The organism is Lactiplantibacillus xiangfangensis (assembly GCF_001438845.1).
Classification (GTDB): Bacteria; Bacillota; Bacilli; order Lactobacillales; family Lactobacillaceae; genus Lactiplantibacillus; species Lactiplantibacillus xiangfangensis.
The window spans coordinates 77,170-91,704 of the sequence record NZ_JQCL01000074.1; the positions used below are offsets into that span (position 1 = coordinate 77,170).

Consider the following 14,535-nt stretch of genomic DNA (forward strand, 5'->3'; position numbering starts at 1 on the left):
AAGTCAAAAAGCGTCAAGCAAGACCGTACAAGCTTAAGTCAAAATTAAGTCTGATTTCATTTGTGATTTATCACACAATTATACTGACTTATTCGTTCGTTTGCCGGGCAAACGTTCGCTTTATCACGGCTAATGAAATATACTTAAGTTAACAAGTTAATTGTTAGGCATGCATTGGAGTGGATGAGCGTATGAAAATAATCGAACATCAAGCAAACGGTATCAACTATTACACATTAGTGAACAATCACCACATGAGTGTCACGGTGATGGACTGGGGCGCCACGGTCACGGCTATCAAGACACACGATAAAGACGGCAATTATGCAAACGTTGTCTTAGGTTTTGACGAAGGCGAAGACTACATTACCTACCAGTCATTTTTTGGTGCCACCATCGCCCGGGTCGCCGGCGTGATCAAGAATGCCAAGTGGCGCAATTATGAATTGACTCAAAACGCTGGGGAAAACCATTTGAACGGCGGTAACATGCCCCAGATTGCGTTCGAACCCTGGTTCTTGGAACGGAAACTCCAGACTAGTGAACAAGTCGGCCTCGTCATGCAATACATTACCCTCGATGGCGAAAACGGCTATCCCGGGACGATGACCATCACCGCCGACTTTATCTTAGACAATAATGGTAAGTTTACGATTAGTTATACGGGTAAAAGTGATAAGGAAACCCTCTTTAACCCAACCAACCACACCTACTTCAATTTAAGCGGCAACGCCGAAAGCTTAATTAACCATGACATCCTTAAAATCAATGCCGATGAATACGCTGCGCTCAATAAACACAACATCCCAACTGGTAAACTCCCGTGGGTCACGGACAGTCCGTTTGATTTCCGGGAACCAACTGAAATCGGTCCCCAAATTGCCAAAATTAAGGGCGGCCTGCGCCACGGCTTCGTCTTAAACAAGACGCCGTATCCTCAGGTTGAACTATTTGATCGGGTCAGCGGGCGTAAAGTCACGCTCCGCACGAATGCACCCGCAATCGTGGTCTCCAGTGCTACCAACTACCGCGACGACCGTTACCGGCTAAATGGCGGTAAACCAATGCGCTCACAACTAGGGCTTTCATTACAGCCCCAAGTTTTACCCGACGCGATTCACCACCGTGAATTTGGGAGCATCATCATTGAACCAAACGTTCCAATCACTTATCAGACCGCCTACCAATTCTCAAATATCTACGACGTTTAACGGTCTAAAATAAACCAGTAAGTCCCGCACGGCCATGAACTGTGCGGGACTTACTGGTTTATTGGTCTACTGCTTTTTTTCTGACTGGTCAGCTGATTCAGGTTCTTCCTGGTCCGACTCGGATTCCGCAACAACCTGTTCATCAAAATCAATCCGCTGTAACCGGCCACGCCGGCGCGCAAAGAATAGCATGCAGAGCCCTGAAAAGATCACCGCTATCAGGAATAGGATGATCATTTCGGGCACCGCCGTATTTCCAATCATCAGCACTTCCCGCAACCCATTCACCGCGTACGTCATGGGTAACCACGGGTGAATGGCCTGGAAGAAACTGTTCGATAATTCAATCGGGTAAGTCCCACCCGAACCACCTAGTTGTAAAACGAGTAAGATCATGCTGAAAAACGAGCCGACTTTTCCTAAAACAAGGTTTAGCCAGTACACGATACTCATAAAGGCTAACGCGATACATAGCACCATGCCAAACGTCGCCCACATGTGGATTGGCGCTAACCCGTCGATCACCATCAAAAAGGTCACAATTAGCAAACTCTCAAAAAGCGCAAAACCATCTAAGACGGACGCCTTGCTTAGCCACCACCCAGCGCCAGTGCGCGGATAACGGCGCGGTGTATACGTGTCAAACATCATATTGAAGGCCAGTGCACCAACGAATAGTGAGACCGACATCATGTACGGCGCCATCCCGGTCCCGTTATTTTTAGCGCGGTCCCGCTCAGTGTGGCTCGTCGTAGTTGGCTTAGCGACCTGGTCATAGGTCAGCTTAGTCGGATCAACCTTAGCCCGTCGTCCGGCCTGCGTTAACTTAGTGGCCAACGTCTGATTACCCGCCGCGACTTTTGTCAAACCAATACCTAACTGTTGCGACCCGCTGGCCAACTGCTGACTGCCACCAGCTAACTGGGTCGTACCGTTAGTCAGTAAACCAGCACCCGTCGTTAACTGATTCCCCTTATCATTTAAGGTTTGTAAACCACCGGTGACCTGTTGTGACCCACTCGCCAATTGAGCGACCCCACTTGTCAAACTGGGGACCTTACCGTTGAGCGTGGCAATCCCGGAACTCAAACTGGCCGCGCCATGGTTCAACTGACCACCGGAAGCGTCAAGTGCCTGCGCACCAGCCGTTAACTGCGTGCCGGTTGCCGTTAATTGGGCCGTGCCATTCGCAAGCGTCCCGGCCCCGTTACGCAACTGGGTGATGCCACTTGCGAATGCCGGCGTTGCGCTTTGTAACGCCGTGAGACCATTATTTAAGGCAGCCATTCCACTAACCGCTGCTTGTAGCTTAGTCGTTAAGGTCTGCGCACCCGTGGTCATCCCTGCAAGTCCGGTTGCTAACTGCTGTTGTCCATCTCCCATTGCGGTCACCGTTTGCTTAATGGCGGCCAGTTGTTGGTTTACGGCACTCGCTGGACTGCTCTGAACACGCGCTAACACGGTTGCCAGTTGGGTTGTCGCATCGGTAAGCGCCTTAGTCGAAATTACTGGACTAGCGCTGACGGCCGCCACCATGGCGTTTTTTTGCGTTGCGGTTAATTTTTGGGCATCCGCGGCCGCGGCCACCTTCGCTTGCAACGTGGCCTGCGCGTTATCTTGGTCGCTTTGTAACGTGGTTAAAGCCGTCTGCAACTGGTCACTCGCCGCTTTAACTTGGGTCAACTGCTCAGAACTGCTATTATTCTGAGTCACGATTGTCGCCAATCTTTCCAGTTGGTCAGTTAACGCAGCCCGCTGCGAACTAGTCCCCGCCAAGCCCTTGGAAGCCGCTGCCAAGCTGGTCGCTAAGTCACCACTGCCCGCGCTTAAAGCCTGCAGACCAGTCGTTAAATCTGAACTGGCCGACACTAACTGCGCACTACCGCTTTGAAGCGTGCCAGTCTTTTGATTCAAAGTGGTCAGCCCCGCTTGGAGCCGTTGTGCCCCTTGATTAACACTAGTGACACCGCCAACGTACGCTTGCATCCCGCGATTCAACGTTTGGACGCCCGTCGTATAGGTTTGAACACCGCTAGCCAACTGCTGCCCGCCCTCATTTAAGCCTTGAACACCACTCGCTAATTGTTGGCTGTTACTGAGTAGGGTATCCAGTCCGGTCGTCACTTGCTGGCTACCACTCCTAACTTGGGCCACCCCCGTCATGTACTGATCTAAGCCCTGATTAAGCGTCTGCGCGCCGTTATTTAAAGTCAGGGTACTTTTGGCCAAGGTATTCAAGCCCGTTGTGAGTTTTTGATTGGCCTGCTTCGCTTGCTGACTCCCCTGGGCAAGCTTTTGATTATTTTTACCAGCCGTCCGCATCCCCGTTCCGAGTTGTTTCAAACTATTGAATAACGTCTTTGCATACGTTTTAGTGATTTGTTCTGAGACACTGGCGGCGGCGCTTTGAGCCGCTGACGCCGTCATTTTTGACGCCGTAAAATTATGCCCAGCACTCGTTTCGTAGTGTAAGACCATCTTCTGAGGGCGTTTTGCCATTAAAGTCGTGGCATTATGTGAAAAGTTTTGCGGGATAGTGACGACCATGTAGTATTTGCCATTCCTCAAACCACGTTTTGCCACCGCCGTTGACTTGACCGGTTTGAAATCCATGCCATCAGATTGCTTTAAATTTTCAGTTAACTGGTGACCAACATTTAGATGTTGTCCTTGCGACGTAACGGCCTGATCATGATTGACCACCGCTACCGGTAAATCCTGAAGCTTACCGTACGGGTCCCACATTGATTTCAAAAAGGTCACCGCGTAAATGGACGGAATAAACCCAATTACGATAATGACCATTAGCATCAACTTGTGCTTAATTAGGTACTTCCATTCCGCCTTAAACATGTTCATTTTAGCCCCCACTCAAAGCCTTGCAATCAATCTTTCCAACTCATGACCAGCGTTGTCTCAAAACAAGTTCCCCCATTGTCAACGGTTACCGTTAAGGCTATGCAATGTTTTTACTAGCAATAGTTCGTTTTTCACTAACCTGCTCTCATCAGTTAATTTAACCACAGTCAAACTGAAACGCTGACCCATTTCCCCCAATTTGCTTGAAATTTATCGCTTTTTCGGCCTAACGAAAAGAAACTGACTAAAAAAAGTGGTTCTAGTTGACGGATGGATATTCCCCATTCGTTCACTAGAACCACTTGATATCGACTTAATAGCTGGATTAATTTGTTTTTCCCAAGACTAGTTCTTCAATAGTTGCAAGCACCCCGGCGTGTTCGTTATCCAGCGCAGTCACGTGATTGGCCACCGCCTGCACTTCCGCCGGCGCGTTGACCATGGCATAACTGTGCGTTGCGTATTTAAGCAACGGCACGTCATTGGCCCCGTCGCCAAACGCCATCACCTCATCAGCATTTAACCCCCAGCGTTGGGCTAAAAACTGAATTGCTGGTAATTTGCCAACGTGTTGTCCCACAAGATCGACCACACCGTACCCGCTGTCATGTGCGCGCAGTTGGCCATCAAAGTACGCGTTGAGTTGTTCAACTAACGTTGCGGCCGCGGCTGGCATTGTCGACACACTGATCTTCTTAATACGATCGTCCACCGTATCCAGATTTTCGACTAACTGTAAATGATCATAAAATTGACGTGCCATCGCCACTAACTTTTCGGGCGCACCATTTTCCGTATAGGAACCGTGGCTACCGACTAAAATCAAATAAGCGTGTTTGAATAAGTCCTGGAACCGATCGACAGTCACAAAATGATGCTGCTGCTCAGCGGTCAAACTACCATCAAAAATTTGCTGACCCCGCGCATAGATCGACGCACCATTTTCCGCCACCATGACAAGGTTATCTGCGAGGACATCCGCAAACAGCTGTTGTAAGTGCGCATACTGGTTTCCAGAAGACAACACCAGTGGGATATTTAACCGTTTTAAACCGTTAAGGACCCGTTTAAAACGCGCCTGGTCAAAGCTTTGGTCGGCACGCAGCAAGGTGCCATTGAGATCGGTCGCAATTAACTTAATGGACACGAAAAGTTCCCCCTCATTATCACTTATCCCGGGACCTTCCCGTGATAGATAATCTTTATTATACTCGTTTTCGCGCGATGACAAAAAATGACCATCACCTAAAACTAGAAAAAGTGCTTCCAGAAACCGTTAAGTTTCTAAGAAGCACTTTTTCGAACACTTACATTCTAAGCTTATTCAACCGTGACACTCTTGGCAAGGTTCCGTGGCTTATCCACGTCTAACCCCTTGGTAAGACTCGTGTAGTAGGCAAGTAATTGACCAGGCACAACACTAAGTAATGCCGTCAACCGTTCGTCTACGGCTGGTAACACGATTGTATCACCATCTTTAGCCAAGCCTTCACTCACGATCGTAATCGTCTTGGCACCCCGAGCGGCAACTTCTTGTAAGTTTGACCGCGTCAACGCTGCAGTGTTGGCTTGCGTAATGATCCCAATAACTGGGGTATCCTTTTCGATTAACGCAATCGTCCCATGCTTTAATTCACCAGAAGCAAATCCTTCCGCCTGAACGTATGAGATTTCCTTCAACTTCAACGCCGTTTCCAATGAAACCGCGTAGTCTAAGCCCCGGCCAATGTAGAACGCGTTTGGCGTATGCAATAAATCGGCCTTAGCAATGGCTTCGAAGGACTTCTTCTCGTCAACTAACCCTTGCATCCCGTTAGCAACCAAGGCCAGCTGCTTCTTAACGTTAAAGTCTTTTGCTGCTGATTGGTTGTCGGCATCACCTAACGCTTTAGCCAAAATAGCTTCCAAAGCAATCTGAGCCGTATAAGCCTTCGTTGAGGCTACCGCGATTTCAGGACCCGCATGTAGCAACAACGTGTAGGTTGCTTCACGTGACAACGTTGAGTTAGGCACGTTGGTAATCGTCAAGCTTGGGAATTTCTGTTCGTTAACGTTCAGTAAGACTTCCCGACTGTCGGCAGTTTCACCGGACTGAGTCAAGAAGATAAAGAACGGATGATCTGACAACAATGGTTGGTTGTAGGCAAATTCGGATGAAACGTGAACTTCAGTTGGCACGTTAGCTAAGGATTCAAATAACTTCGCACCGACTAAACCAGCGTGGTAACTCGTTCCGGCTGCCACGATGTATAACCGATCAGCTGCTTTAATGGCATCCAAGAGTTCTTGGTTAATGATTGGTTGGCCGTCATCATTCAAATAAACTTGTGACAACTTACGCATCACGTTTGGTTGTTCATCAATTTCTTTCAACATATAGAAGGGATAAGTACCCTTATCTGCTTGAGCAGCATCAATATCAACGTGGAACGTGTCCCGTTCAACGGATTGACCCTGTTGGTTTGTGATCTTGATTTCGTCTGGCTTAACCACAACGATTTCCCCATCGTGTAATTCCATGTAATCCTTCGTTTGGTCAAGCATAGCTAAACTGTCTGAGCAGACAACGTTGAAGCCCTTGCCAACCCCAATTAGCAACGGGCTCTTATTTTTAGCCACGTACAACGTATCAGGATCTTCCTTATCCATCAACAAGAATCCGTATGATGAACGGCCTAACAAGCCTAATGTCTTGCGGAAGGCATCCAGCGTGGATAAGTTTTCCTTGGTGACGAAGCGGTCAACCAATTGCACGATAACTTCGGTATCCGTTTGAGACTTGAAAGTAACGTCACTTAAGTACTGACTCTTCAAATCTTGGAAGTTTTCGATCACACCGTTATGAACCAAGTAGAAACGGCCATCCGCTGAAACTTGGGGATGCGCGTTTGCAACACTTGGTGCACCATGCGTTGCCCACCGGGTGTGACCAATACCAGTTGAACCGTGTACGTTGGCCCCGACTTCTTTGCGCAAGTCGTCAATCCGGCCCTTTTCCTTAACTAAGTAATCATGGCCGTCCTGGTCATTAACATAAATACCAGCTGAATCGTAACCACGATATTCTAGTTTTTCCAAACCATTCAATAAAATTGATACTGCGCTGTCTTTACCGGTAACTCCAACAATTCCACACATAAAATAATCTTCCTTTACTGTTTTGAATTGTTTCTAGCTGCGTGGGTAAAATATCTGTCATCAGTCTCACAACTGGTTTTTGTAATTACCCTGTAGAGTGCAGTCCCTGACGTCACCCGTCGATTGTCGATAAACGTCATCCTCGTCAACTTTAAAACCTAAAGTCCTGGCGCTATTCCAATTGAACCAATTGAAAATTGGTCTAGTCTATCCTCCCATTGGTATATTTCCTAGAAACAAGTTAACTTTAACTTTGTAAGGGATAATTGTCAACAATAATTTGCATTGGTATACACGTTAGTTTATCCATATACCAATTAAATTACTTATATTTCAAGGCTGGTAGCTACTTCAACAAATTTCTGATATTTGTCTACGGTTTAAACAGACGCTCGCAACCGATAAGCTTCCTATTTCACATCTAGGTTATTACATATAAACATAAAAATATAATCCTATTTATTTTTAAAAAGTAATTGTTATCAATTAACATGGAGATTATTCATGAATTAAAACTAATAGTTATCATTAATATTGACATTTAAACAGTGCTTATATATGATTGGGCTGATAAGATATGTGAATGTAATCACACACGTTCACACTCCTTCTGATAGAAAGGCGGTTTTACCCCATACTTTAATGATACCCTGTAGTTAGATGCCCACCCAACAAGCGAGGTGTATTGACATGCAACGACAACTTCAGCAAAACTACTGGACTGCAGCTCGGCACGTCTTCCGAATCTTGGTAGCGACGTTCGCCTTTGCTAGCGGAATCAGCTTAATGCCAGCCACCGTACTGGCCACTGACAGTTCTGAACAGCCCGCAACCGAACAAGTACAACCATCAGCGACTGAACAACCGACCATTCAAAGTGGCGGTACGGTCTATGAGGACCACCCCAACTTACAAAACGTTTTAGGCGTTGCGTCGCAATTTCACATCTTTGCCCGGGCAGCGGAACTTAAAACGCACACCGCGGGTAACTTGGCCGTCCAAACACTAACTGGGCACGTTGACTTCGGAACAACTAATAAACTCGAGTTGCTGGACCGCGATATTACCTACTTGCAAAACATCAAAATGATTACCGGAAGTTGTTTCGTTTCCGCAGGGCCAACTCGCTGTAATAAAGTGATTTTTGGTGAAACCATCCCCATCGACATCAGTGACCCAAAACGGCCCCTAATTAGCAACGTCCATATTGGCCACTTAGTTGCGGATGAGGTTTATCAGGATCAACCTGGTCAAGTCTACCTTGATTTTGACGCCGAGTTTGCAGCCTTATCTCAGCTAAACCTCACGCTCAGTCAAACGTCCCCGCAGGCGCAGTTTAGCAACGCTGACTTTACGGATGAAAACAACCGGGTCATCGACGTGTCAAAACTGGGCTCCGTAAATGGTCAAATCGTAATCAACTTAACGCCAGAAGTACTCAGCTTATCACGACCACTGATTATCGAAGGTTTATCAGACACCCCCAACGGTCCCACCGTCATCTTCAACGTTGATACCGGCGCCGCGGACTACGTTGTGAATAGTCCTATCAAAATCATCTACCAAGATGGGACGGAGCGAAGTAATAAGGACGCTGACGACTTTGGCGATAACCACTTACTTTGGAATTTCCACAACGGTCAGCAAGCCGTGACGGGAACCCTGACCGTCAACGCTACTTCACAAGGGAGTGTCTTACTCCCACACGGAAATTTAGTGGCTAATCAAAATATGGATGGTAACCTAATTGCCAACAACGTTTTGATCCAAGCCGAAAGCCATCGGTGGGACTTACAAGACAATTCAGGTAACGAGCAGGAACCTGAAGAAGAAGACGAAGACATCATTACTGAACCCGATCCCGAGGAAGAAGACGAAGACATCATTGCTGAACCCGATCCTGAAGATGAGGACAAAGAAACCGTTACTGAACCCGATCCTGAAGATGAAGACAAAGAAACTGCCACTGAACCCGATCCTGAAGATGAAGACAAAGAAACTGCCACTGAACCCGATCCCGAAAAAGAAGACTTAGTAACACCGGAAACACCTGCCCCGGAAAAAGAAACGACTAAAGAACCAGACGAATCAACTCAAGGAAAAGAAACGGTTGTAAAAGAAACTGAGTCAAAAACAGCGGATAAAATTTTAGACGCGCCAACTAAGCGAACCCAAAGCACCACGACAATCAAAGTGCCGGATCAACCAGCTACCTTGACGCCGGTTAGCGACGACCCAGCAGTTGAACAGCTTGACACTGCTCTGACGCAGACATTGGCTCAACCGACTAGCCAAAGCAGCGCGAGTCCAGCGCTAAAAACGCTCGACCGCCACATTCAACAAGCACAAGCCGCCAATGACCCGGTTCGCGCGACCCAGCTTGCTAACGTTCGGTCACGGGGATTAGCAGCCGCTAACCTGCATCGGTTGCCGCAAACCGATGAACAAGAGGCAATTATCCTGACAGTCATCGGACTCTGCCTGACCCTCATTGCTCTGGGGATTGGTTGGTACCGCCATCCCCGAACACGTTCTAACTGACCTAAAGGTTGAAAAGTCTAAATTCAGCCTTCAATCTTTAGCTGATACTAAAAAATTGCCGCCCAACAGCATTCTGTCAGGCGGCAATTTTTATGATTTAATGGATTTCTACCAAGTAACTAGTCAACCCCAACTTCGGTTTTAACCACGTCAACGATACGGTCAACGTAAGCGCTAACTAATTCTTCGGTTTTGGCTTCTGCCATAACACGGAGTAGATCTTGGGTCCCTGAAGGCCGAACTAAGACGCGACCTTCACCGGCCATTTCCGTTTCGACTTCTTTGATGATGCTTTGAATCTTTTCGTTGTTCAAAGCAGCCTTCTTATCTTGGACCTTAACGTTAACTAATTTTTGTGGATAAGTGGTTACTTCTCCAGCTAATTCAGATAACTTCTTACCAGTTTCTTTCATCACGTGTAAGAGTTGGATCCCAGTTAACATCCCGTCACCGGTCGTATTGAAATCAAGGAAGACCACGTGACCAGATTGTTCGCCACCAAGGTTAAAGCCGTCTTTCAACATTTCTTCAACCACGTAACGGTCCCCAACTTGGGTCTTTTCACTGTGTAAACCGGCAGTCTCTAAGGCTTTGTATAAACCGATGTTACTCATTACAGTCGTCACAACGGTATCCTTCTTCAACTTGCCGCGTTCGCTGAGGAACTTCCCACAAATATACATGATCTTATCGCCATCGATAATGTTTCCTAATTCATCAACTGCGATACACCGGTCACCGTCACCGTCAAAAGCCAACCCAACTTGGGCGCCCTTTTCAACAACGAACTTCGATAAAGCTTCGGGATGGGTTGAACCCACGCCCTTGTTGATGTTTAAACCGTCTGGTGAAGTCGCCATCGTTTCAAAGTCCACGTTTAAATCAGCAAAGATCCGTGAAACTAAATTACTCGTTGAGCCGTTCGCACCGTCAACGGCCAAATGAATCCCGCTCAAGTCGTCTGGAATAGTTTGTTCCAAGAATTGAGAATACTTCAAGTTACCTTCTGGGAAGTCGGCAACCGTTCCCAACCCTTCGGCAGCTGGCCGTGGCAAATCATCAGTTGGTTGTTCAAGTAACGCTTCAATTTCTTCTTCCTTCGCGTCTGACAACTTAAAGCCGTCACCACCAAAGAATTTAATCCCGTTATCTTCAACCGGGTTGTGGGATGCAGAAATCATGACCCCGGCATCGGCGTCTTGAATCCGAACTAAGTAAGCTACTCCGGGCGTTGTAATCACGCCTAAGCGCAATACTTCAATCCCAGCGGATAATAGTCCAGCAACTAACGCTTCTTCTAACATCTGCCCAGAAATCCGTGTATCACGGGCAACTAGAACCCGTGGTTGGGTTTCCTTGTTTTCAGCGTGTTCGGTTAACACGTAACCGCCAGCACGACCTAAACGAAAAGCTAATTCAGGAGTCAAACCTGAGTTTGCAATCCCACGAACCCCATCAGTACCAAAATATTTCATTGTTAATTTACCTCATTTCAGAATAATCAGTTACTTTTAACTGTAATTTTAACTTTAATGGATGTCGGACTAACCGACGAAATATCATCTTCATCGTCCGTTGAAACTTTGACCGTCTTTTCCGTATTCGACGTCACGTCTGAGACATCGACATCAACCGGTAACGACGACAACTTAGCCAGCGCCGCCTTAGTTCCCGTGACGGTCACCGACTTCGTATCCGTTGAGAACGAATAGCTGGTGTCCGCCGACGTCTTACCACTGGCTTTCAAGTCAACCGGCACATCTTTCGTTGTCGCCGCCTGCTTGATTGGAATATAAACCGAAGTCGTCGATGGCGTTAAGACAACATTTAACGTCTGTCCATTAGCATCTAAGGCTTCAATCATCGCCTGTTGGTTCACCGACTTTTGCAAATTCTTCACGGTATTCACGACCGCAACGACCTTCGCAACGCGGCTAACCTCACTAACGGCCCCCGTCACTTTAACGGACGAAGTGCCTAACCGAGCAGTCCCAGCTTCATATCCCGCCGCAACGTTTGACTTGTTAAAGTCAGCGCGGACTTTATACGTCGCCGTTCGTCGGGGTTGAATATTAATATGGATATATTTCTGATTCAACGAATAGCTAAGTTCCTTATTAAGCCCATCAACTTGAACTTTAACGCTGTGACGTCCTACTGACAAATCAGATAAATTGGCGTACACCTTAAAATTCTGGGTGTTCGCAGTCGTCGTCACCAACGCTGCCGGCCCCTCGATCGTTACTTTAACGTTTTCTGGGTAGCCGGTCACAAAGTACTTGGTGCTGTTGACGTTTAGTTCCAGTGGCGCATTAATGGTCACTTTTCGATTCGAAGTTAACGTGGTCTTAGACGAGCTATTTGTTAAAATACTCGTATTATGAGAAGACTTTAGTGAGTTAACGTATGCAAATAGAACTAAGGCACAAACTAACGCTAACAGGCGCATTGCCCAGGCACTATCCATGAATTTTTTCATTTACGAGGACCCCCTCCGAAAATGCGTGCAAACCAATTTTGAATCGCATTTTGATGAGTTTGATCTTCTGGTGTAAGCAAGACTTGACGGAAATAACGCAAATAATTTTCACGCGTCATCCCCCGCATCAATTCGTTATCCTTCGTGAGCGAAACCTCACCAGTCTCCTCAGAAATAACGATCGTCAAGGCATCCGTTACTTCACTAATACCCACGGCAGCCCGGTGACGCGTTCCTAATTCTTTGGGAATGAGATTACTTTCCGATAACGGTAAATAAGCTGCAGCCACCTTAATTTGATTATCTTGGATAATCACCGCCCCGTCATGTAGCGGGGTATTCGGGATAAAAATGTTGATCAGTAATTCGCCGGTGATATCTGCATCAAGGGCAATCCCAGTCTCAATATAATCTTCCAACCCAGTGTCCAACTTAATGGACATCAGGGCCCCAATTCGACGCTTAGCCATGTACTGAATGGCTTTATCCAATTCGGTAATCATCCGTTCTTCGTCTTCATTTTGACGCTTGCCACGCATAAAAATCGAGCCACGCCCTAAATGCTCCAACCCTCGTCGAATTTCGGGCTGGAAAATAATGACGATTGCAATAACGGCCCAATTAATGATTTGGTCCATGATCCATGAAACCGTATCAAGGCCGATAAACACACTCACAGCCTTAACGATCGCAATAACAACGATTCCCCGGAAGAGTTGAACGGCCTTGGTTCCCCGCAGCAATACGATCAACTCATAAATCACAAACCAGACCGCAAGAATGTCAAGGAGCCGGACAAAGTTTTGCACTGTCAATAAAGCGCTCCAGTTGAAGTTCATGATCCTCCTCCTTATGAAAATTATTTACTTTCACATTATAGCACGGCGTTCCCCCTCACGTTGCCTGATTTCAAACAAGAACGGGAATTCGATTATATTTTGAATTAATATTAATTCGGTAGTTATTTAATATAGTTTATTTAATATTTCTGTTAAAATTAATGTTGAAAGCGTGGTGATCAAATGACTAGAACTCAGCGCTGGCTGATTCGGTTAGTTTACTGGACCTTTATCGGTTTTGCAGCGCTTGAATTGCATAACTCTTTTCGCTTCTTACTGTTGAATACTGTCTTGGCCTACGTGCCGATTGAACTCAGCTTTTGGCTAACCAAGCGGCGAAGTAACTGGACCTTCTGGGTGCTCGGCGTCATTTGGTTACTATTCTATCCCAACGCCCCGTACCTGATGACGGACTTATTCCATCTCAGTCTGCTACACCCATACGGCGTCAATGGCATGTTGCGGTTCAACCTTGAAATGTGGCGTGAATTTGCCTACCTCATTGGACCGATGATGGTCTCCATCATTGTTGGAACTTGGGGTGTTGACCAAGTCGCACAGGAATGTACTCGCCGACTACACCTCACTAAATTACCAGTTAGTCGCGAGCTCATTAGCGTGGTCCTCTTCCTGTTTGCAGGCATCGGCGTTTACGTCGGCCGTTTCTTACGCTTGCATTCGATTTACCTACTAATTACACCCCAGTACATCGTGGATCAATTAGTCGACATGTGGTCCCCTAAGATGCTCGCATTCGTACTGATTATGTGGTGCTTACAACTATTAATATACGCAACGTGGCGCTTTACCAGCGTTACGACTAATCAAAAATAGCAAGTGCTCTGCCATCCTGGCAAAGCACTTGCTATTTTAAATTGACTTAGTTATTTACCTTTGGATCGGTATACTCAGCATGCCGGCCACGCTTATCGTGTAACCCGCTGAAGCCGCTAAAGCCTAGTTTAGTCGCCTTTTTCTCAGCGTCCGTGATATAGCGTAAGGTATCGCCCGCACGCTTTTCCCCGTAAACTTGCATCCATTGGTGAAACCGTTCGTCCGATGCCGCCGTGATTGATTGCTCAACGCGGGAGCCGGTTGGTGTCAGTGATAGATACTTGATACGGCGATCATGAGCGTTAGTCGTCTGATCGATATACTTTAAGTCTAATAGTACGTTGATTTGACGGGCGATGGCGCTTCGCGAAACCCGTTGTCGATTGGCAATTTTAACCAACGTTAACGGTTCTTCACTAGTCGCAATCATACGCATGACGATATAAGCTTCAAATGTTATCTTGTACGGCCGAGTTGGTACCGACACAAAGTCCCCAATATATTTCAAAATGTGCATGTAAGTCTCCACGAATTGTTCGTGGATCTCTGATTCAGTCATGTTACGTCCCCCCGCAAATTCTTTCCTAAAACAGTTCTTTAAAGCCCATGATTAATTGGCAGGCATAACCATTTA

Annotated in this window: 10 protein-coding genes; 3 read left to right on the top strand and 7 right to left on the bottom strand. The window is 46.7% G+C overall.

The window, feature by feature from the left end:
* Positions 1–191 precede the first annotated feature (191 nt).
* On the top strand, positions 192–1,211 hold the full coding sequence (locus IV64_RS08320) for an aldose epimerase family protein (RefSeq protein ID WP_057706786.1): 1,020 nt from the start codon (positions 192–194) through the stop codon (positions 1,209–1,211).
* 66 nt (positions 1,212–1,277) lie between these two features.
* On the opposite strand, the gene IV64_RS08325 is transcribed toward IV64_RS08320, so the two are convergent.
* The 3 genes from IV64_RS08325 to glmS form a co-directional block, all read right to left on the bottom strand.
* On the bottom strand, positions 1,278–4,070 hold the full coding sequence (locus tag IV64_RS08325; protein WP_237757321.1) for a YhgE/Pip domain-containing protein: 2,793 nt from the start codon (positions 4,068–4,070) through the stop codon (positions 1,278–1,280).
* Between the two features lie 325 nt (positions 4,071–4,395).
* Positions 4,396–5,217, bottom strand: a complete 822-nt coding sequence (locus tag IV64_RS08330) for a Cof-type HAD-IIB family hydrolase (RefSeq protein WP_057706787.1) — start codon at positions 5,215–5,217, stop codon at positions 4,396–4,398.
* Positions 5,218–5,390: 173 nt separating this feature from the next.
* A complete protein-coding gene (gene glmS / locus IV64_RS08335; RefSeq protein ID WP_057706788.1) occupies positions 5,391–7,208 on the bottom strand; it encodes a glutamine--fructose-6-phosphate transaminase (isomerizing) in 1,818 nt (605 codons plus the stop codon).
* A gap of 690 nt (positions 7,209–7,898) precedes the next feature.
* Between glmS and IV64_RS08340 the strand changes: the two genes are divergently transcribed.
* Positions 7,899–9,749: a collagen-binding domain-containing protein gene (locus tag IV64_RS08340; RefSeq protein WP_057706789.1), complete on the top strand. Its 1,851-nt coding sequence runs from the start codon at positions 7,899–7,901 to the stop codon at positions 9,747–9,749.
* 119 nt (positions 9,750–9,868) lie between these two features.
* Here the strand turns inward: IV64_RS08340 and glmM are convergent, their stop codons facing one another.
* Genes glmM through cdaA form a run of 3 tightly spaced genes read right to left on the bottom strand, consistent with a single transcriptional unit; the run spans position 9,869 to position 13,067 of the window.
* A complete protein-coding gene (glmM, locus tag IV64_RS08345) occupies positions 9,869–11,224 on the bottom strand; it encodes a phosphoglucosamine mutase (RefSeq protein WP_057706790.1) in 1,356 nt (451 codons plus the stop codon).
* A 26-nt stretch (positions 11,225–11,250) separates the two neighbouring features.
* On the bottom strand, positions 11,251–12,228 hold the full coding sequence (locus tag IV64_RS08350) for a CdaR family protein (protein ID WP_057706791.1): 978 nt from the start codon (positions 12,226–12,228) through the stop codon (positions 11,251–11,253).
* On the bottom strand, positions 12,225–13,067 hold the full coding sequence (gene cdaA / locus IV64_RS08355; protein ID WP_057706792.1) for a diadenylate cyclase CdaA: 843 nt from the start codon (positions 13,065–13,067) through the stop codon (positions 12,225–12,227). The genes IV64_RS08350 and cdaA overlap by 4 nt, the downstream gene beginning before the upstream one ends.
* Before the next feature lie 183 nt (positions 13,068–13,250).
* Here cdaA and IV64_RS08360 point away from each other — a divergent pair, with 183 nt between their 5' ends.
* A complete protein-coding gene (locus IV64_RS08360) occupies positions 13,251–13,901 on the top strand; it encodes a DUF1361 domain-containing protein (protein ID WP_057706793.1) in 651 nt (216 codons plus the stop codon).
* A gap of 46 nt (positions 13,902–13,947) precedes the next feature.
* Here IV64_RS08360 and IV64_RS08365 read toward each other — a convergent pair whose 3' ends face one another.
* Positions 13,948–14,460 carry a MarR family winged helix-turn-helix transcriptional regulator gene (locus IV64_RS08365; protein ID WP_057706794.1) on the bottom strand — a complete coding sequence of 171 codons (513 nt, stop codon included), beginning with the start codon at positions 14,458–14,460 and terminating at the stop codon, positions 13,948–13,950.
* Positions 14,461–14,535: the final 75 nt, after the last annotated feature.

Excerpts from the sequence above, each read along its gene's own strand:
- IV64_RS08320 (WP_057706786.1), top strand. The coding sequence starts at position 192 with ATGAAAATAATCGAACATCAAGCAAACGGTATCAACTATTACACATTA.
- IV64_RS08340 (WP_057706789.1), top strand. The coding sequence starts at position 7,899 with ATGCAACGACAACTTCAGCAAAACTACTGGACTGCAGCTCGGCACGTC.
- IV64_RS08350 (WP_057706791.1), bottom strand. The coding sequence starts at position 12,228 with ATGAAAAAATTCATGGATAGTGCCTGGGCAATGCGCCTGTTAGCGTTA.
- IV64_RS08365 (WP_057706794.1), bottom strand. The coding sequence starts at position 14,460 with ATGACTGAATCAGAGATCCACGAACAATTCGTGGAGACTTACATGCAC.
- glmM (WP_057706790.1), bottom strand. The coding sequence starts at position 11,224 with ATGAAATATTTTGGTACTGATGGGGTTCGTGGGATTGCAAACTCAGGT.
- cdaA (WP_057706792.1), bottom strand. The coding sequence starts at position 13,067 with ATGAACTTCAACTGGAGCGCTTTATTGACAGTGCAAAACTTTGTCCGG.
- glmS (WP_057706788.1), bottom strand. The coding sequence starts at position 7,208 with ATGTGTGGAATTGTTGGAGTTACCGGTAAAGACAGCGCAGTATCAATT.
- IV64_RS08360 (WP_057706793.1), top strand. The coding sequence starts at position 13,251 with ATGACTAGAACTCAGCGCTGGCTGATTCGGTTAGTTTACTGGACCTTT.
- IV64_RS08325 (WP_237757321.1), bottom strand. The coding sequence starts at position 4,070 with ATGAACATGTTTAAGGCGGAATGGAAGTACCTAATTAAGCACAAGTTG.